Annotated in this window: 15 protein-coding genes; 11 read left to right on the top strand and 4 right to left on the bottom strand. The window is 71.0% G+C overall.

Annotation, left to right across the window (positions count from 1 at the left end):
- The first annotated feature begins 16 nt into the window (after positions 1 to 16).
- The 6 genes from ruvB (at position 17) to AAT21_RS31455 (ending at position 7,888) form a co-directional block, all read left to right on the top strand.
- A complete protein-coding gene (gene ruvB, locus AAT21_RS31480; RefSeq protein ID WP_046780385.1) occupies positions 17 to 1,090 on the top strand; it encodes a Holliday junction branch migration DNA helicase RuvB in 1,074 nt (357 codons plus the stop codon).
- Positions 1,091 to 1,255: 165 nt separating this feature from the next.
- A complete protein-coding gene (gene yajC, locus AAT21_RS31475; RefSeq protein ID WP_046780384.1) occupies positions 1,256 to 1,699 on the top strand; it encodes a preprotein translocase subunit YajC in 444 nt (147 codons plus the stop codon).
- Positions 1,700 to 1,852: 153 nt separating this feature from the next.
- Positions 1,853 to 3,631, top strand: a complete 1,779-nt coding sequence (secD, locus tag AAT21_RS31470) for a protein translocase subunit SecD (protein ID WP_079026088.1) — start codon at positions 1,853 to 1,855, stop codon at positions 3,629 to 3,631.
- A gap of 3 nt (positions 3,632 to 3,634) precedes the next feature.
- Positions 3,635 to 4,693, top strand: coding sequence for a protein translocase subunit SecF (gene secF / locus AAT21_RS31465; RefSeq protein WP_046780383.1), 1,059 nt, complete (start codon positions 3,635 to 3,637; stop codon positions 4,691 to 4,693).
- Positions 4,690 to 5,244 (top strand): adenine phosphoribosyltransferase, encoded by a 555-nt coding sequence (locus AAT21_RS31460; protein WP_046780382.1) that lies wholly within the window; start codon positions 4,690 to 4,692, stop codon positions 5,242 to 5,244. Before secF ends, AAT21_RS31460 begins: the two co-directional genes overlap by 4 nt.
- 190 nt (positions 5,245 to 5,434) lie before the next feature.
- Positions 5,435 to 7,888, top strand: a complete 2,454-nt coding sequence (locus tag AAT21_RS31455) for a RelA/SpoT family protein (RefSeq protein WP_046780381.1) — start codon at positions 5,435 to 5,437, stop codon at positions 7,886 to 7,888.
- A 69-nt stretch (positions 7,889 to 7,957) separates the two neighbouring features.
- On the opposite strand, the gene AAT21_RS31450 is transcribed toward AAT21_RS31455, so the two are convergent.
- Both AAT21_RS31450 and AAT21_RS31445 read right to left on the bottom strand, forming a co-directional pair.
- Positions 7,958 to 9,187 carry a DUF349 domain-containing protein gene (locus tag AAT21_RS31450; protein WP_046780380.1) on the bottom strand — a complete coding sequence of 410 codons (1,230 nt, stop codon included), beginning with the start codon at positions 9,185 to 9,187 and terminating at the stop codon, positions 7,958 to 7,960.
- Positions 9,188 to 9,377: 190 nt separating this feature from the next.
- Positions 9,378 to 10,163 carry a peptidylprolyl isomerase gene (locus AAT21_RS31445; protein ID WP_046780379.1) on the bottom strand — a complete coding sequence of 262 codons (786 nt, stop codon included), beginning with the start codon at positions 10,161 to 10,163 and terminating at the stop codon, positions 9,378 to 9,380.
- Between the two features lie 153 nt (positions 10,164 to 10,316).
- On the opposite strand from AAT21_RS31445, the gene AAT21_RS31440 reads away from it, so the two are divergent.
- The 4 genes from AAT21_RS31440 to AAT21_RS31425 all read left to right on the top strand — a co-directional run bounded on the left by AAT21_RS31440 (position 10,317) and on the right by AAT21_RS31425 (position 14,539).
- Positions 10,317 to 11,027: an MBL fold metallo-hydrolase gene (locus AAT21_RS31440; RefSeq protein ID WP_046780378.1), complete on the top strand. Its 711-nt coding sequence runs from the start codon at positions 10,317 to 10,319 to the stop codon at positions 11,025 to 11,027.
- A gap of 10 nt (positions 11,028 to 11,037) precedes the next feature.
- Positions 11,038 to 12,297 carry a histidine--tRNA ligase gene (gene hisS, locus AAT21_RS31435; protein ID WP_046780377.1) on the top strand — a complete coding sequence of 420 codons (1,260 nt, stop codon included), beginning with the start codon at positions 11,038 to 11,040 and terminating at the stop codon, positions 12,295 to 12,297.
- 113 nt (positions 12,298 to 12,410) lie between these two features.
- A complete protein-coding gene (locus tag AAT21_RS31430) occupies positions 12,411 to 13,028 on the top strand; it encodes a vitamin K epoxide reductase family protein (RefSeq protein ID WP_030965156.1) in 618 nt (205 codons plus the stop codon).
- A 152-nt stretch (positions 13,029 to 13,180) separates the two neighbouring features.
- Positions 13,181 to 14,539 carry a replication-associated recombination protein A gene (locus tag AAT21_RS31425; protein ID WP_046780376.1) on the top strand — a complete coding sequence of 453 codons (1,359 nt, stop codon included), beginning with the start codon at positions 13,181 to 13,183 and terminating at the stop codon, positions 14,537 to 14,539.
- A gap of 121 nt (positions 14,540 to 14,660) precedes the next feature.
- Here the strand turns inward: AAT21_RS31425 and AAT21_RS31420 are convergent, their stop codons facing one another.
- The gene (locus AAT21_RS31420; protein WP_046780375.1) at positions 14,661 to 15,356 is read right to left on the bottom strand and encodes a DUF2470 domain-containing protein; all 696 of its coding nucleotides are present in this window, start codon (positions 15,354 to 15,356) and stop codon (positions 14,661 to 14,663) included.
- 286 nt (positions 15,357 to 15,642) lie between these two features.
- Between AAT21_RS31420 and rpsD the strand changes: the two genes are divergently transcribed.
- Positions 15,643 to 16,254: a 30S ribosomal protein S4 gene (rpsD, locus tag AAT21_RS31415; RefSeq protein ID WP_030026606.1), complete on the top strand. Its 612-nt coding sequence runs from the start codon at positions 15,643 to 15,645 to the stop codon at positions 16,252 to 16,254.
- A gap of 91 nt (positions 16,255 to 16,345) precedes the next feature.
- On the opposite strand, the gene AAT21_RS31410 is transcribed toward rpsD, so the two are convergent.
- Entirely contained in the window at positions 16,346 to 18,592 is a 2,247-nt protein-coding gene (locus tag AAT21_RS31410; protein WP_046780374.1) for an ATP-binding protein, read from the bottom strand.
- Positions 18,593 to 18,735: the final 143 nt, after the last annotated feature.

The following is an 18,735-nucleotide window of genomic DNA, read 5'->3' as shown; positions in this document are numbered from 1 at the left end:
AAGGCAGACTGACACCGTGAACTGGGACGACGAGACCGACACCACCGAGCCGGACCGGCTCGTAGCGGCGGCAGCCGACGGTGAGGACACCGCCGTCGAGGCGGCCCTGCGCCCCAAGGACCTCGGCGAGTTCGTCGGCCAGGAGAAGGTCCGCCAGCAGCTGGACCTGGTACTGAAGGCGGCCAGGCAGCGCGGGGCCACCGCCGACCACGTCCTGCTGTCGGGCGCGCCCGGACTGGGCAAGACCACCCTCTCCATGATCATCGCCGCCGAGATGGGGGCACCCATCCGGATCACCTCCGGCCCCGCCATCCAGCACGCCGGCGACCTCGCCGCGATCCTCTCCTCCCTCCAGGAGGGCGAGGTCCTCTTCCTCGACGAGATCCACCGCATGTCCCGGCCCGCCGAGGAGATGCTCTACATGGCCATGGAGGACTTCCGCGTCGACGTGATCGTCGGCAAGGGTCCCGGAGCCACCGCGATCCCGCTGGAGCTGCCGCCCTTCACCCTCGTGGGTGCCACCACCCGGGCCGGACTGCTGCCCCCGCCGCTGCGGGACCGTTTCGGCTTCACCGGACACATGGAGTTCTACGCCCCCGAGGAGCTGGAGCGCGTCGTCCACCGCTCCGCCCGCCTCCTCGACGTCGAGATCGACACCGCCGGCGCGGCCGAGATCGCCGGGCGCTCCCGCGGCACCCCGCGCATCGCCAACCGCCTGCTGCGCCGCGTGCGCGACTACGCCCAGGTACGGGCGGACGGGGTGATCGACCGGGAGGTGGCCGCCACCGCCCTCCAGGTGTACGAGGTGGACGCCCGCGGCCTCGACCGACTGGATCGAGCCGTTCTGGAGGCACTCCTGAAGCTGTTCGGCGGCGGCCCCGTGGGGCTGTCGACCCTCGCCGTGGCGGTGGGGGAGGAGCGGGAGACCGTGGAGGAGGTCGCGGAACCCTTCCTGGTCCGCGAGGGCCTGCTCGCGCGCACCCCCCGGGGCCGGGTCGCGACCCCCGCCGCATGGGCTCACCTGGGGCTTGTCGCACCGCAGCACGGCGCCGGCGGATCAAGCGGGCAACAGGGCCTGTTCGGGGCCTGACGGCGCGGAGGTTGGCCCGGTCGGGAACGCCGGTGCCATGCTGGGCGTTGTTCCATCGGTGCGGACTCGCCTAGACTCCGCCGATGCCGACCCTTCGGGTCGGTGTGCCCACCCCCGTAGAAAAGGCCGCCGTCCGCGTGCGGTCGTGCGAAGGATTTCCGTCCCGTGAATCTCGTGACACTCCTCCCGTTCATCGTGCTCATCGGGGCGATGTTCCTGATGACCCGCTCCGCGAAGAAGAAGCAGCAGCAGGCCGCGCAGATGCGCGACCAGATGACGCCCGGCACCGGCGTCCGCACCATCGGCGGCATGTACGCCACGGTGAAGGAGATCGGTGACGACACGGTCACCCTCGAGGTGGCTCCCGGCGTCCACGCGATCTACGCGAAGAACGCCATCGGCGCCGTACTGGAGGACGCGGAGTACAACCGCATCGTCCACGGCTTCGACGACGTGACGACCGACACGCCCGTCGTCCCGGACGACGCCTCCTCCCTCACCAAGGACGAGGCCGAGGCCCCGAAGCTGGACCTGGGCAAGAAGGACGAGCCCAAGGGCGACGACAAGCCCGAGGACGGCAAGACCGACGGCGAGGCCGGCGCGAAGTAGCGCGCGGCCGGGGACCGTGCGGCCGCCCGACCGGCGGTCGGCGCGGTCCCCGTCAGTGACACTTCTGCGGGGGGCAGGGGTCCCCACCACACATTTCGTGGCCGTCCGCGCGCTGACCCGGCGCGGGACGGTTGGACAGGGAGAAACGACAAGGTGGCAGCACCGAAGAAGGGCCGGCGGCCCACGGGGGCTCAGGGGAGGCCGGGGCGTGCCCTGGCGATCATCCTGATCGCGATGGTGGCGCTCACCGCGGGGATGTTCATCTCCAAGCAGACGACTCCCCGGCTGGGCATCGACCTCGCCGGCGGCACGAGCATCACGCTCAAGGCCAAGAGCGAGCCCGGCAAAGAGAACGCCGTCAACGAGACCAACATGAACACGGCGGTCGGCATCATCGAGCGCCGTGTCAACGGTCTCGGTGTCTCCGAGGCCGAGGTCCAGACGCAGGGCCGCGACCACATCATCGTGAACATCCCCAAGGGGATGAACGAGAAGCAGGCGCGCGAGCAGGTCGGCACCACCGCCCAGCTCTACTTCCGCCCGGTCATCGCGTTCGCGGACGGCGCCCCCGCCGCTCCCGAGGGCAGCCCGAGCCCCAACCCCTCCGCGAGCGGCTCCGGCGCTCCGAAGGCCCAGGACGGGAACAAGACCAGCCCGTCCGCCACCCCGTCGTCCAGCGCCACTTCCCAGGGCCGCGCGCTCAGCGAGGGCCTCAAGGCCCCGAACGCGCCCACTCCCACGCCGTCGGCGAGCGAGTCGAAGAAGGCAGACGACAAGGCGGCCCCGTCGCCGTCCGCGAGCGCCCCCGCGCCCGACCCGGCCGCCGCGGACCTCCAGGCCAAGTTCGCCGCACTCGACTGCACGAACGAGGAGCAGCGGACCAACGTCGACAAGGGCATCAAGCCCAGCGACCCGACGCTCGCCTGCGGCCAGCGCGGCGACCAGTGGGGCAAGTGGATCCTGGGCCCGGCCGCGGTCGAGGGCAAGGACGTGAAGAGCGCCAAGGGCGAGATCGACCCGCAGTCGGGTCAGTGGATCGTCACGATGAACTTCAACGACCACGGCGCCGACGCCTTCGCGAAGGTCACCGGCGAACTGGCGGCCAAGCAGATGCCGCAGAACCAGTTCGCGATCGTCCTCGACGGCGACGTCATCTCGGACCCGTCCGTCAGCACCGCGATCACCGGCGGCAACGCACAGATCTCCGGTGGCTTCAACCAGCAGTCCGCGCAGGACCTGGGCAACATGCTGTCGTACGGCGCCCTGCCGCTGTCCTTCCAGGAGGACAGCGTCACCACCGTCACCGCCGCGCTCGGCGGCGAGCAGCTGCGCGCCGGCCTCATCGCCGGTGCGATCGGCCTCCTCCTCGTGGTCGTCTACCTGCTGGTCTACTACCGCGGTCTGGCCTTCATCGCGATCGTCAGCCTCCTGGTCTCCGCGATCCTGACCTACACGATCATGGCGCTGCTCGGTAAGGGCATCGGCTTCGCGCTGAACCTGCCGGCCGTCTGCGGTGCGATCGTCGCCATCGGTATCACCGCGGACTCGTTCATCGTGTACTTCGAGCGCATCCGTGACGAGATCCGCGAGGGCCGCACGCTGCGCCCGGCCGTCGAGCGCGCCTGGCCGCGTGCCCGCCGCACGATCCTGGTCTCCGACTTCGTGTCGTTCCTGGCCGCCGCGGTGCTCTTCATCGTCACCGTCGGCAAGGTGCAGGGCTTCGCCTTCACGCTGGGTCTGACCACCCTGCTCGACGTGGTCGTGGTGTTCCTCTTCACCAAGCCCGTCATGACGCTGCTGGCGCGCACGAAGTTCTTCGCCAGCGGTCACCCGTGGTCCGGGCTGGACCCGAAGCGGCTGGGCGCCAAGCCCCCGCTGCGCAGCTCCCGGCGCACCGCCGCACCCGCCCCCGTCGAAGCAAAGGAGGCGTGAGAGATGTCGAAGCTGGGAGATCTCGGCGCCAAGCTGTACCGCGGTGAGGTCGGCTACGACTTCGTCGGCAAGCGCTTTCTCTGGTACGGCGTTTCCATCCTGATCACCATCACGGCGATCGTCGCCCTGGCCGTCCAGGGCCTCAACATGGGCATCGAGTTCAAGGGCGGTGCCGTCTTCACCACCCCGAAGACGGCCCTGTCGGTCGCCAAGGTCACGGAGGCCGCGGAGGAGGCCTCCGGTCACGACGCGATCGTCCAGGAGCTCGGCACCGGCGGTATGCGCATCCAGATCTCCGGTCTGGACACCGACGCCGCGACCGACGTGAAGAAGGAACTGGCCACCGACCTCAAGGTCACCGAGGCCGACATCAACGCCGACCTGGTCGGCCCCAGCTGGGGCGAGCAGATCGCGAACAAGGCCTGGACCGGCCTCGGCGTCTTCATGATCCTCGTGGTGATCTACCTCGCCATCGCCTTCGAATGGCGCATGGCCGTCGCCGCGCTGATCGCCCTGATCCACGACCTCACCATCACCGTCGGCGTGTACGCGCTCGTCGGCTTCGAGGTCACCCCGGGCACCGTCATCGGTCTGCTGACCATCCTCGGTTACTCCCTCTACGACACCGTCGTCGTCTTCGACGGTCTGAAGGAGGGCTCGAAGGACATCACCAAGCAGACCCGCTTCACCTTCAGCGAGGTCGCCAACCGCAGCATCAACGGCACGCTGGTCCGCTCGATCAACACCACGGTCGTGGCGCTGCTCCCGGTCGCGGCCCTGCTGTTCATCGGTGGCGGCTTCCTGGGCGCCGGCATGCTGAACGACATCTCGCTGTCGCTGTTCGTCGGCCTCGCGGCCGGTGCGTACTCCTCGATCTTCATCGCGACCCCGCTGGTCGTGGACCTCAAGGAGCGCGAGCCGGCGATGAAGGCGCTGAAGAAGCGGGTGCTCGCCAAGCGCGCGGCCGGGGCGGCCAAGGGCGAGTCCGCGGACGACGTCCACGGCTCCGACGACGAGCCGCAGGTCGTCTCGCAGGGCCGGCAGCCGGGACGGCGACGTTGACCGCTCAGCTGCCCGAGGACGTCCGTTCCCTCCTGCTCAGCCGGATCAAGGACGTGGCGGACTACCCGAAGCCGGGTGTGATGTTCAAGGACATCACCCCGCTGCTGGCGGACCCCGACGCGTTCGGCGCGCTGACCGGCGCGCTCGTCGAGCTGGCCGGGCAGTACGGCGCCACGAAGATCGTCGGGCTGGAGGCGCGCGGGTTCATCCTCGCCGCCCCGGTGGCGGTGCAGGCCGGGATCGGCTTCGTACCGGTCCGCAAGGCCGGCAAGCTGCCGGGCGCGACCCTCGCCCAGTCCTACGAGCTGGAGTACGGCACGGCGGAGATCGAGGTCCACGCCGAGGACCTGTCGACCGGTGACCGGGTCATGGTCATCGACGACGTGCTGGCCACCGGCGGTACGGCGGAGGCCTCCCTCTCGCTGATCCGGCGGGCCGGGGCCGAGGTCGCCGGCGTGGCCGTCCTGATGGAGCTGTCGTTCCTCCCGGGCCGGGCCAAGCTGGCCGGGTCCCTGGCGGGAGCCCCGCTGGACGCGCTGATCGTGGTCTGACCGCCCCCACCGGCGTACGGCGGCGGGCATCCGGAATCCTCCGGGTGCCCGCCGTTCGTGTGCCCGGGCCGCCTCGACAGGCTCGGCGAACGGGGTGACCGAACCCTCGCTACGATGGGTTATCCGGACCGGACACGGGCACCGGATCCTCTCCCGGACTCCGTCCGGGGGACACCCGTGAGGAGCGCTCTTGCCAGACGAGGTCCAGCCAATCTCCGCCGCGCAGCCCGACCCGCAGGCCGAGCGGGCCCCGGCGGCCGCCGCCACGCCCCCGCCGGCCCCGCCGGTCAAGCCCGCCCCGGCCAAGCCGGCGCCGGTCAAGCCCGCGCCGGCGAAGTCGGCCGCGTCCTCCAACCGGGTGCGCGCCCGCCTGGCCCGGCTCGGTGTGCAGCGCTCGAACCCGTACAACCCGGTGCTGGAGCCCCTGCTCCGCATCGTGCGCAGCAACGACCCGAAGATCGAGACGTCGACGCTGCGCCAGCTCGAACAGGCCTACCAGGTGGCGGAGCGCTGGCACCGCGGCCAGAAGCGCAAGAGCGGCGACCCGTACATCACCCACCCGCTCGCGGTCACCACCATCCTCGCCGAGCTCGGTATGGACCCGGCCACCCTCATGGCCGGTCTGCTGCACGACACCGTCGAGGACACCGAGTACGGCCTGGAGGACCTGCGCCGCGACTTCGGCGACGCCGTGGCCCTGCTCGTCGACGGCGTCACCAAGCTCGACCGGGTGAAGTTCGGCGAGGCCGCCCAGGCCGAGACCGTCCGCAAGATGGTCGTGGCGATGGCGAAGGACCCGCGCGTCCTGGTCATCAAGCTGGCCGACCGGCTGCACAACATGCGCACGATGCGCTACCTCAAGCGGGAGAAGCAGGAGAAGAAGGCCCGCGAAACCCTGGAGATCTACGCCCCGCTGGCGCACCGGCTGGGCATGAACACGATCAAGTGGGAGCTGGAGGACCTTTCCTTCGCGATCCTCTACCCCAAGATGTACGACGAGATCGTGCGCCTGGTCGCCGAGCGGGCGCCCAAGCGCGACGAGTACCTCGCCGTCGTCACGGACGAGGTCCAGGTGGACCTCAGAGCCGCCCGGATCAAGGCCACCGTGACGGGCCGCCCCAAGCACTACTACAGCGTCTACCAGAAGATGATCGTCCGCGGCCGTGACTTCGCGGAGATCTACGACCTGGTGGGCATCCGCGTCCTCGTCGACACCGTCCGGGACTGCTACGCGGCCCTCGGCACCGTGCACGCGCGCTGGAACCCGGTCCCCGGCCGGTTCAAGGACTACATCGCGATGCCCAAGTTCAACATGTACCAGTCGCTCCACACGACGGTCATCGGGCCCAGCGGCAAGCCCGTCGAACTGCAGATCCGCACCTTCGACATGCACCGCCGCGCCGAGTACGGCATCGCCGCGCACTGGAAGTACAAGCAGCAGACCGTGGCGGGCACCTCCAAGGTCCGCACCGACGTCCCGCAGGCCGCCAAGGGCAGTGCCGGCCAGGACACGGTCAACGACATGGCCTGGCTGCGCCAGCTGCTGGACTGGCAGAAGGAGACCGAGGACCCGGGCGAGTTCCTCGACTCGCTGCGCTTCGACCTCTCGCGCAACGAGGTCTTCGTCTTCACCCCCAAGGGCGACGTCATAGCGCTGCCCGCCGGCGCCACCCCGGTGGACTTCGCCTACGCCGTCCACACCGAGGTCGGCCACCGCACGATAGGGGCCCGGGTCAACGGCCGGCTGGTCCCGCTGGAGTCGACCCTCGACAACGGCGACCTCGTCGAGGTCTTCACCTCCAAGGCCGAGGGAGCGGGACCGTCCCGGGACTGGCTGGGCTTCGTCAAGTCCCCCCGCGCCCGGAACAAGATCCGCGGCTGGTTCTCCAAGGAACGCCGTGACGAGGCCATCGAGCACGGCAAGGACGCCATCGCCCGGGCCATGCGCAAGCAGAACCTGCCGATCCAGCGCATCCTGACCGGCGACTCGCTCGTGACCCTCGCGCACGAGATGCGCTACCCGGACATCTCCTCCCTGTACGCGGCGATCGGCGAGGGCCACGTGGCCGCGCAGGGCGTCGTGCAGAAGCTGGTGGCGGCCCTCGGCGGCGAGGAGGCGGCCAACGAGGACATCGAGGAATCGATCCCGCCCGCACGGGCCCGCAGCAAGCGGCGCAGCAACGCCGACCCAGGTGTCGTCGTCAAGGGTGTCGACGACGTGTGGGTCAAGCTGGCCCGCTGCTGCACCCCGGTACCGGGCGACCCGATCATCGGGTTCGTCACGCGTGGCAGTGGCGTATCGGTTCACCGCGCGGACTGCGTCAACGTCGACTCCCTCTCCCAGCAGCCCGAGCGGATGCTGGAGGTCGAGTGGGCACCCACCCAGTCCTCGGTCTTCCTCGTCGCCATCCAGGTCGAGGCACTGGACCGGTCCCGGCTGCTGTCGGACGTCACCCGCGTCCTGTCCGACCAGCACGTCAACATCCTGTCGGCGGCCGTCCAGACCTCCCGCGACCGGGTGGCCACCTCGCGCTTCACCTTCGAGATGGGCGACCCCAAGCACCTGGGCCACGTCCTGAAGGCCGTCCGGGGCGTGGAGGGCGTCTACGACGTCTACCGCGTCACCTCGGCCCGCCGTCCGTAGCGCACGGACACGACGAGGGCCCCGGTACGTAAGATCCGTACCGGGGCCCTCGTCGTGGTGGCGGCCGGATCAGCCGCCGAACTCCTCCAGGCCCTTCAGCGCCTGGTCCAGCAGGGCCTGGCGGCCCTCCAGCTCACGCGCCAGCTTGTCGGCCTTGGCGTTGTTGCCCGCCGCACGCGCCGCGTCGATCTGCTCACGCAGCTTGTCGACCGCCGCCTGCAGCTGCCCGGTCAGACCGGCCGCACGGGCCCGAGCCTCCGGGTTCGTACGGCGCCACTCGCCCTCCTCGGCCTCCTGGATGGCCCGCTCCACGGCGTGCATCCGGCCCTCGACCTTCGGCCGGGCGTCGCGCGGCACGTGGCCGATGCCCTCCCAGCGCTCGTTGAGGGAGCGGAACGCGGCCCGGGCCGCCTTCAGGTCCGTCACGGGGACGAGCTTCTCGGCCTCCTCGGCCAGCTCCTCCTTGAGCTTCAGGTTCTCGATCTGCTCGGCGTCCCGCTCGGCGAACACCTCGCTGCGGGCCGCGAAGAACACGTCCTGCGCACCGCGGAAGCGGTTCCACAGGTCGTCCTCGGCCTCGCGCTGCGCCCGGCCCGCCGCCTTCCAGTCCGCCATCAGCTCGCGGTAGCGGGCGGCCGTCGGACCCCAGTCGGTCGACTTCGACAGCGACTCGGCCTCCGAGACCAGCTTCTCCTTGGCCTTGCGGGCGTCCTCGCGCTGCGCGTCCAGCGAGGCGAAGTGCGCCTTGCGGCGCTTGGAGAAGGCGGAACGGGCGTGCGAGAACCGGTGCCACAGCTCGTCGTCCGACTTGCGGTCCAGACGCGGCAGGCCCTTCCAGATGTCCACCAGGGCACGCAGCCGCTCACCGGCACTGCGCCACTGGTCGCTCTGCGCGAGCTGCTCGGCCTCGGTGACCAGCGCGTCCTTGGCCGCCCGGGCCTCGTCCGCCTGCTTGGCCTTGGCGACCTTGCGCTCCTCGCGCCGGGACTCCACGGTCTCGACCAGCTTGTCCAGCCGCACCCGCAGGGCGTCCAGGTCGCCCACGGCGTGGTGCTCGTCGACCTGCGTGCGCAGGTGGTCGATCGCCGTCTGGGCGTCCTTGGCGGACAGATCAGTGGTCCGCACCCGCTTTTCGAGGAGGCCGATCTCGACCACCAGGCCCTCGTACTTGCGCTCGAAGTAGGCCAGGGCCTCCTCAGGGGTGCCGGCCTGCCACGATCCGACGACCTGCTCGCCATCGGAAGTACGCACGTACACGGTGCCCGTCTCGTCGACTCGGCCCCACGGGTCGCTGCTCACAGCGCCTCCTCCACCTGATGCCTGCGAGGGGGGTTCACCCCCTGGGCATCGTCCACAGTTTCCTGGGGCGGGCAGCGCCCGCCCTGCACAACGCCAACATAGGCGACCGCCGGGCCGGCTGTCCGCATCCCGCACGACGGAATATCGGCGTACGGGGGCGGGCCGGCCGGCCCCGGGGCCGCAGCACCCGTCAGTTCTGGGTGACCGAGCCCTTCTCGATCTTGACCTCGGTCTTCGGCGCACCGTCCTGGCCGCCGTCGGCCGTACCGGCCTTGGCGATCTCCTCCAGGACCTTCAGGCCCGCCGCGTCGATCTTGCCGAACGGCGTGTACGTCGGCGTCAGCGGGCTGTCCTTGTAGACCAGGAAGAACTGGCTGCCGCCCGAGCCGGGCTGGCCGGTGTTGGCCATCGCCACGGTGCCGGCCGGGTAGATCACCTGGCCCTGCTCGTTCGGCTTGCCCAGGGAGTCCAGGTTCTCGTCGGGGATGTTGTAGCCCGGGCCGCCGCGGCCGGTGCCCTCCGGGTCGCCGCACTGGAGCACGAAGATCCCGCCGGCCGTGAGGCGGTGGCACTTGGTGTTGTCGAAGTAGCCCTTGTCGGCGAGCGACTTGAACGAGTTGACGGTCTGCGGGGTCTTCGCCGCGTCCATCGCGAAGGTGATGTCACCGGCGCTGGTCTTCAGCGCGAAGGTGTACTTGCCCTTCTGGTCGATGGCCATCTCCGGCGAGGGAGACTGCTTCGGCTCCGGCGGGGTCGCCGAGGCCGACGGGTCCGCCGCCGTGTCCTTCGGGTCCTTGTCCGAGTCGAAGACACCGCCCACGACCAGGCCGACCAGCGTCGCGATCACCACGGCCACCGCCGCGCCGATCACCGCCGCACGCTGCCGGTTCTTCTTGCGGGCCTCGGCGCGGCGCTTCTGCTGGCGCTCGTACTTCTCCCTGGCGAGCTGTCGCCGCCGCTGATCGCTCGTGACCACCGGGTCGTCTCCTTGTACGTGTCTGATACTGCTGTCCGGGCTGGGATAGGCCGTACCGTATATGGGTTCGCTGTGTAATGAGCGGCGCCGGTAGGCTCTGAGCAGCAGGATTGACGACCTGCGGCCTCCCACCGACGACGATTGAGGACGAACGTGCTGATTGCCGGGTTCCCCGCAGGTGCTTGGGGTACCAACTGCTACGTGGTCGCCCCCGCAGCCGGTGAGGAGTGCGTCATCATCGACCCGGGCCACCAGGCCGCCCAGGGTGTCGAGGAGACGCTGAAGAAGCACCGGCTCAAGCCCGTCGCGGTCGTCCTGACCCACGGCCACATCGATCATGTGGCCTCGGTGGTCCCGGTGTGCGGAGCACACGACGTACCGGCCTGGATCCACCCCGAGGACCGCTACATGATGAGCGACCCGGAGAAGGCCCTCGGCCGCTCCATCGGGATGCCCCTCATGGGCGAGCTGACCGTGGGCGAGCCGGACGACGTCCGCGAGCTGGCCGACGGAGCCGCCCTGAAATTGGCCGGAATGGACTTCTCCGTGGCGCACGCGCCGGGCCATACCAAGGGGTCGGTGACCTTCCGGATGCCCGAGCTGGCCGACATCCCGCCGGTCTTCTTCTCGGGCGACCTGCTCTTCGCCGGCTCCATCGGACGAACCGACCTGCCGGGCGGCTCCCACGCCGAGATGCTCGATTCGCTGGCCCGCGTGTGCCTGCCGCTCGACGACTCGACCGTGGTGCTGTCCGGCCACGGTCCCCAGACCACCATCGGCCGCGAGCGCGCGACCAACCCGTACCTTCGGGAGGTCGCCGCCGGGCTCGGAGACGGCACCGCCGCTCCACGACGAGGAATGTGACGAAAGCTTCGTGGCTACTTTCCAGGCCCCCAAGGGCACGTACGACCTGATCCCGCCGGTCTCCGTGAAGTACCTGGCGGTACGCGAGGCCATCGCGGCCCCGCTGCGCAACTCCGGCTACGGCTACATCGAGACCCCCGGTTTTGAGGACGTGGGCCTCTTCGCCCGCGGTGTCGGCGAGTCCACCGACATCGTCTCCAAGGAGATGTACGCCTTCGAGACCAAGGGCGGCGACCAGCTGGCCCTGCGCCCCGAGGGCACCGCCTCCGTGCTGCGCGCCGCCCTGGAGGCGAGCCTGCACAAGAAGGGCAACCTGCCGGTCAAGCTCTGGTACTCCGGCTCCTACTACCGCTATGAGAAGCCGCAGGCGGGCCGCTACCGTCACTTCTCGCAGGTCGGCGCCGAGGCGATCGGTGCCGAGGACCCGGCGCTGGACGCAGAGCTGATCATCCTGGCCGACCAGGCGTACCGCTCGCTCGGCCTGCGCGACTTCCGGATCCTGCTGAACTCGCTGGGGGACAAGGAGTGCCGCCCGGTGTACCGGGAGGCGCTGCAGTCCTTCCTGCGCGGCCTCGACCTCGACGAGGAGACCGTCCGCAGGGCCGAGATCAACCCGCTGCGCGTCCTCGACGACAAGCGGGCCGACGTCCAGAAGCAGCTCGTCGGCGCTCCGGTGCTGCGCGACTACCTGTGCGACGCGTGCAAGGCGTACCACGAGGACGTACGGGCGCTGGTGACGGCGGCCGGCGTCGCCTTCGAGGACGACGAGAAGCTGGTGCGCGGGCTGGACTACTACACCCGCACCACCTTCGAGTTCGTCCACGACGGTCTGGGCTCGCAGTCGGCGGTCGGCGGCGGCGGCCGCTACGACGGCCTGTCCGAGATGATCGGCGGCCCGGCGCTGCCGTCGGTGGGCTGGGCGCTCGGCGTGGACCGCACGGTCCTCGCGCTCCAGGCCGAGGGCGTCGAGCTGGACATCCCGGCGTCGACCTCGGTGTTCGCCGTGGCGCTGGGCGAGGCCAAGCCGACCGTGTTCGGCCTCGTGACGCAGCTGCGCAAGGCGGGCGTCGCCGCGGACATGTCGTACGGCGGCAAGGGCCTCAAGGGCGCCATGAAGGACGCGAACCGCAGCGGCGCCCGCTTCGCGGTCGTCGCGGGCGACCGCGACCTCGCCGAGGGCGTCGTCCAGCTCAAGGACATGGAGTCCGGCGACCAGACGGCCGTGCCCGTCGGCGAGCTGATCGACACGGTCAGGGCGCGCCTGGCCTGAGCGGGCAGCGTGTCGGACGGGGCCGGGGATCCTTCCCCGGCCCCGTTCGTTCACAGGCTCGTACGGCACAATGGCCCGGGCCTTGATCACCTTGCAGATGTGGAGCGGGCGGTATGACGACACGGAGCACGGACGCGGACACCGCCGGGGGGACGACCTTCGGGGCGAGCCGGGCGCTGGCCCTGCTGCTGGTGATCACGGGGGCCGCGGGCCTCCTCGCCGCCTGGGTGATCACGATCGACAAGTTCAAGCTGCTGGAGGACCCGAACTTCACGCCGGGCTGCAGCCTCAACCCGGTCGTCTCCTGCGGCAACATCATGAAGAGCGACCAGGCGGCCGTCTTCGGCTTCCCGAACCCCATGCTCGGCCTCGTCGCCTACGGCATCGTGATCTGTGTCGGCATGAGCATCCTGGCCGGCGCCCGGTTCCGCCGCTGGTACTGGCTCACCTTCAACGCCGGCACCCTCTTCGGCGTCGTCTTCTGCGCCTGGCTGACCTACCAGTCGCTCTACAACATCAACGCGCTGTGCCTGTGGTGCTCCCTGGCCTGGGTCGCCACGATCCTGATGTTCTGGTACGTCACCTCCCACAACGTCCGTGCCGGGCTGCTGCCGGCGCCGGGCTGGCTCAGGAGCTTCTTCGAGGAGTTCACCTGGGTGCTGCCGGTACTGCACATCGGGATCATCGGCATGCTGATCCTGACCCGCTGGTGGGACTTCTGGACCTCCTGACCCGCGGACCTGCTGACCCGCTGATCCGCGGCCGCGCGGACCGGCGGCGGGCGGCCCTGTCGGTGGACTCGCTCAGGGCCTGTCCGGCGGATCATGGCCGGGGCCGCGGCCCCACCGACCCTGATCCGCCGGACAGGCCCTAGGCTTCCCGTGTGGAACCAGACCTGTTCACCGCCGCCGCCGAAGAGCGCCAGGAGAAGGACCCCGCGAGCTCGCCGCTCGCCGTGCGGATGCGCCCGCGCACCCTGGACGAGGTCGTCGGCCAGCAGCACCTGCTGAAGCCCGGATCACCGCTGCGGCGGCTGGTCGGGGAAGGGAGCGGCGGCCCGGCCGGCGCCTCCTCGGTGATCCTCTGGGGCCCGCCCGGCATCGGGAAGACGACCCTCGCCTACGTGGTCAGCCAGGCCACGCAGAAGCGCTTCGTGGAACTCTCCGCGATCACGGCGGGCGTCAAGGAGGTACGGGCCGTCATCGAGGGCGCCAAGCGCGCGGCCGGGGGTTACGGCAAGGAGACCGTCCTCTTCCTCGACGAGATCCACCGCTTCAGCAAGGCCCAGCAGGACTCCCTCCTGCCGGCCGTCGAGAACCGCTGGGTCACGCTGATCGCCGCCACCACGGAGAACCCGTACTTCTCGATCATCTCCCCGCTGCTGTCGCGCTCGCTGCTGCTGACGCTGGAACCGCTGACCGACGACGACCTGAGCGCGCTCATGCGGCGCGCCCTCACGGAGGAGCGGGGCCTGGCCGGGGCGGTGACCCTGCCCGAGGACGCCGAGGCCCACCTGCTGAGGATCGCCGGCGGTGACGCCCGGCGGGCGCTGACGGCGCTGGAGGCGGGGGCCGGTTCGGCCATCGCCCAGGGCGAGGACGAGATCACCCTCCGGACGCTGGAGGAGGCGGTCGACCGGGCGGCGGTCCGCTACGACCGCGACGGTGACCAGCACTACGACGTGGCGAGCGCGCTGATCAAGTCGATCCGCGGCTCGGACGTGGACGCCGCGCTGCACTACCTGGCGCGGATGATCGAGGCCGGCGAGGACCCCCGGTTCATCGCGCGCCGCCTGATGATCTCCGCGAGCGAGGACATCGGCCTGGCGGACCCCACGGCCCTGCCGATCGCGGTCGCCGCGGCCCAGGCGGTGGCGATGATCGGCTTCCCGGAGGCCGCGCTGACCCTCTCGCACGCCACGATCGCCCTGGCCCTCGCCCCGAAGTCGAACACCGCCACGACCGCGATCGGCGCGGCACTGGCCGACGTACGGGCGGGCCTGGCCGGCTCCGTCCCGACGCACCTGCGGGACGGGCACTACAAGGGCGCGGCGAAGCTGGGGCACGCGGTGGGATATGTGTACCCGCACGACGTGCCGGGTGCCATCGCGGCCCAGCAGTACGCCCCGGACGAGATCCACGGGAAGCGGTACTACGAGCCGACCCGCTACGGAGCCGAAGCCCGTTACGCGGACGTGGTGGAGAAGGTCCGCGAGCGCCTGCGCGGCACCGACCGCGGCTGAGGCCTCCCGGCCGGGGGTGTCCGAGCCGCCCGCGTGACCCAGCAGATCCGGCGCCCCCTCGACCACGCCGTGAACACCCCTTGACGCGGTGTCCCGCCGGTCGGGCCGGGCATGCGGGCTCTCAGTGGGCGGCGGCCGAGAAGAGAGCGCGCATGGCACGGCGCAGACCGCAGATGTCCGTCACCGGATCCGGGAAGTCGAAGCGGGCGTCGAAGGAGCCACCGGCGACCCCGCCGGTGAAGCGGACGCGCAGGCCCACGCGGTCCAGGGCGAGCGGGACGGCGGTCATGCCCCGCGCCCCGCGGTCGCCGAGCAGGCCGCACAGCTCGGCGATCCGGTCGCCGTGGGAGGAGTGCAGGTGCTGGAGCAGCTCCGCCTCGTGCGGGGACACCGGGTCCGGCTCCGCCGATGCCAGGTCCTCGGGGTCCACCTGCTCGGCGCCCCACAGGTCGTCCACCGTGATCTCGCCGACCTCCAGCCGCAGCATCATCCAGGCCGGGCGGCCCCCGCCCTGGAGAAGATCCGCGGGGGCGTCGAGGGATTCGCCGAGGCCCAGCAGCTCGCCCACCGGGTGGCGCTCGGCGAGCAGTGCGGCGCAGACCGCGCGGTCGTCCCCGCGCACCGGAGTCAGCCACCCGGCCAGCCACGCACGGCCTCGGATACGATGTGGGACGGACACCGGCGCCACATCCGTGATCTCGATCACGGCGGTGAGGTCGTCGTCCTGGGCGTGAGCGGCTGCCCTGGCAGCCGCGGATTCCCCGGAAACAAGGAGAATCACGTCCCCGTCCGGGGTGACGGTCCGTGCGACCGGCATCCCTGTCCCGAACTCCTCGGAACCGTGACTGTCACGAGCACCGATCAGCGTGAGGGATACTGAGGCGTTGGACTCTACGAGGGTTCGTACGCGTTCGGCTCCGGTGAGCTGCCGAACGCCTTCCCTGGGACGCGGCTGACCTTGCTTATCGTCGGCGCAAGCGGATTCTGTTTCGTTGGAATCCGAACTGCGTTGCGCACTGGGCAGGGGGATCCCATGTGGTCGAGACATTACGTCCTCCTCGCTAAGGTAAGCCTCACCTAACTTACATGGAGGTAGGTTCCCCGTGAACCAGAAGCGACCCAAGGTCAAGAAGTCTCGCGCCCTCGGCATCGCCCTGACGCCGAAGGCCGTCAAGTACTTCGAGGCCCGCCCCTACCCGCCGGGCGAGCACGGCCGTGGCCGCAAGCAGAACTCGGACTACAAGGTCCGTCTGCTGGAGAAGCAGCGTCTGCGCGCTCAGTACGACATCTCCGAGCGCCAGATGGCCCGCGCGTACGACCGCGCCAAGAAGGCCGAGGGCAAGACGGGCGAGGCGCTGGTCGTCGAGCTCGAGCGTCGTCTCGACGCCCTGGTCCTGCGTTCGGGCATCGCCCGCACGATCTACCAGGCCCGCCAGATGGTCGTCCACGGCCACATCGAGGTCAACGGCGCCAAGGTCGACAAGCCGTCGTTCCGTGTCCGCCCGGACGACGTCATCACCGTGCGCGAGCGCAGCCGCGAGAAGGTTCCGTTCCAGGTCGCCCGTGAGGGTGGCTACGCAGGCGAGGGCGAGACCCCGCGCTACCTGCAGGTCAACCTGAAGGCCCTGGCCTTCCGCCTGGACCGCGACCCGAACCGCAAGGAAATCCCGGTCATCTGCGACGAGCAGCTCGTCGTCGAGTACTACGCCCGCTGATCTTCCGGCAGGCGTAGCCCTCACAGGCTGGTGCAAACCCGCCGTCCCCTCCGGGGGCGGCGGGTTTTCCGCTTCCGGCGCCGGGACACCCCTAGGGCTGGTCCGCCGGCGCCGTACTGCGCGAGAGACGGGGGCCGGGCATCCCGCCCGGTGCGCCGGCCGGTCGCGGCGCCGACGCCGCCCCGCGCAGCGCCCGCACCACCAGCGACTCCCGGCTCAGCTCCCGCCCCTCGGCCTCGTACGCCGCGTACCGCTCCGCGCCCAGCAGCTCACCCGCCCGCTCCCGGCAGAGCAGCCGCGGGGCGTTGAAGTACCCCGAGCCGAACAGCTGCAGCCCCACCGCGCCCCACAGCGGCTCCGCGGCGCCCTGGAGCACCGCGGCCTCGGCCGGATCGCCCTCCGCGACCGTCACCAGGGCGAGCAGCTCCAGCGCCAGCACCAGCCCGACCAGGTCGTTGAAGGCGTGGTTGACCTCCACGCACTCGGTCAGCAGCCGCCTGGCCTCCGGCGCGCCGCCCGCCTCCAGGGCCGCGTACGCCAGCACGTACAGGGCGTACGCCTTCGTCCAGAGCTCCCCGCGCTCCTCGCAGATCTCCCGGACCTCCCCGCACAGCGCCAGCGCCCCCGGCAGGTCCCCGAGGAACGCCAGCGCCATCCCCAGCTCCACCTGGCACATCAGGACGTTGCTGTTCAGCTCCCCGGCCGCCCGGTACTGCTCCAGCGCCTCGCCCAGCAGCTCCCGGGCCCGGGCCATGTCGTCCGACACCAGGGCCAGACAGCCCAGCCGGTGCACCGCGTACGCCGCCGCCACCCGGTTCCCGCTGCGCGCCGCCGCGTCCCGGCACTCGTGCAGGGCGCACATCGAAGCCGTCGCGTCCCCCTGCAGGGCCGCGACGTAGCCCAGCACCCACAGGGCCTTCAGCCGCGAGCTCTCGTACTCCGTCGCCGCCCCGCCCGGAGCGTCCAGGGTCCGGTCCAGCCAGTGCCGGCCTTCCGTCAGGCGGCCGCAGCCCGCCCAGAAGAACCACAGGGTGCCCGCCAGGTACCGGCCCAGATGCAGCTCGTCCGGCTCGTCCAGGCAGCACTCCAGGGCCAGCCGCAGGTTCGGCAGCTCCACCTCCACCAGCGCGGCCACCTCGTACTGACGCGGGCTGAACCAGTCCAGCTCGCACCAGGTCGCCAGCCCCATGTACCAGTCCCGGTGCCGCCGCCGCAGCCGCACCGCGTCGCCCAGCGACTCCAGCCAGCCCGCCCCGTACAGCCGTACGGTCTCCAGCATCCGGAAGCGGACCCCCGCGGCCGTCTCCTCCCGGACCAGCAGGGACTGGGCGAGGAGCTCGCCCACCAGGTCCAGCACGTCCTCCACCGGCAGGTCCGGACCGGCGCACACGTACTCGGCGGCGTCCAGGTCGAACTGCCCCGCGAACACCGACAGCCGCGCCCACAGCAACCGCTCGGACGGCGTGCACAGTTCATGGCTCCAGCCGATGGCGGTACGCAGCGCCCGGTGCCGGGGGAGCCCCCCGCGCGCACCGCCCGTCAGCAGCCTGAACGGGTCCTCCAGCCGGGCGAGCACCTGGGCCGGGGACAGCGTCCGCAGCCGGCCCGCCGCCAGCTCCAGGGCGAGCGGGATCCCGTCGAGGCGCGCGCACAGCTCCACGAGCTCGGCCCGGTTGGCCGCGGTCACCGCGAACGCCGGGTCGGCGGCGGCCGCACGGACCGACAGCAGCTCCAGCGCCTCCGCCGGGGCCGGAGGGGCGAGCGGGAACACGCGCTCCCCCTCCAGCTCCAGCGGGCGTCGGCCGGCTGCGAGCACCCGCAGGCCGGGGCAGCGCAGCAGCAGCTCCCGCACCAGAGCGGCGGTCTCCTCCACCAGGTGCTCGAAGCCGTCCAGGACCAGCAGCAGGTCCTGGCCGGCCACATGCTCGGCCAGGACCGCCCGGGGCGGCCGGGTGGTGTGGTCGGTCAGCCCGAGCGCCTCGGCGAGCGTCAGCTCCAGCAGCCCCGGATCCCGTACGCCGGCCAGCTCGGCCAGCCGGACGCCGTCGCGGTGGCGTACCCGCCCCGGCGCACGCGCCCCTGGTGCCCCTTGTGCTTCCCGCGCTTCCCGCGCCTGGGGCGTTCCCTCCGCGGCTTCCCGCGCCCCTTCGGCGGCCGCCCGGGCCGCCGCGAGCACCAGCCGGGACTTGCCGACCCCGCCCGCACCGGTCACGGTCACCAGCCGCGAGTCCTCCAGCAGGCGCCCCAGCGCGGCGAGTTCGGCACCCCGCCCGATGAACCCGCTCAGCTCCGAGGGAAGATTGCCCCGGCCGGTATCTCGAAGGGGTCTGTGTCGCATGGGACACGGAGCGTACTGGCCCGGATGCACTGCGTCCAAGACAGGTGCCCCCGACCCCGAATTCGGGTACGGCCGGGTATCCCCGGCGCGATAGGGTCGGAGGGTCGTTCGTAGGAATCGCCACTGCCGGCGATCCGGGTAGA

It is taken from the genome of Streptomyces yangpuensis (assembly GCF_001005295.1).
GTDB lineage: Bacteria > Actinomycetota > Actinomycetes > Streptomycetales > Streptomycetaceae > Streptomyces > Streptomyces yangpuensis.
This window is presented reverse-complemented; position numbering and strand designations above follow the sequence as displayed.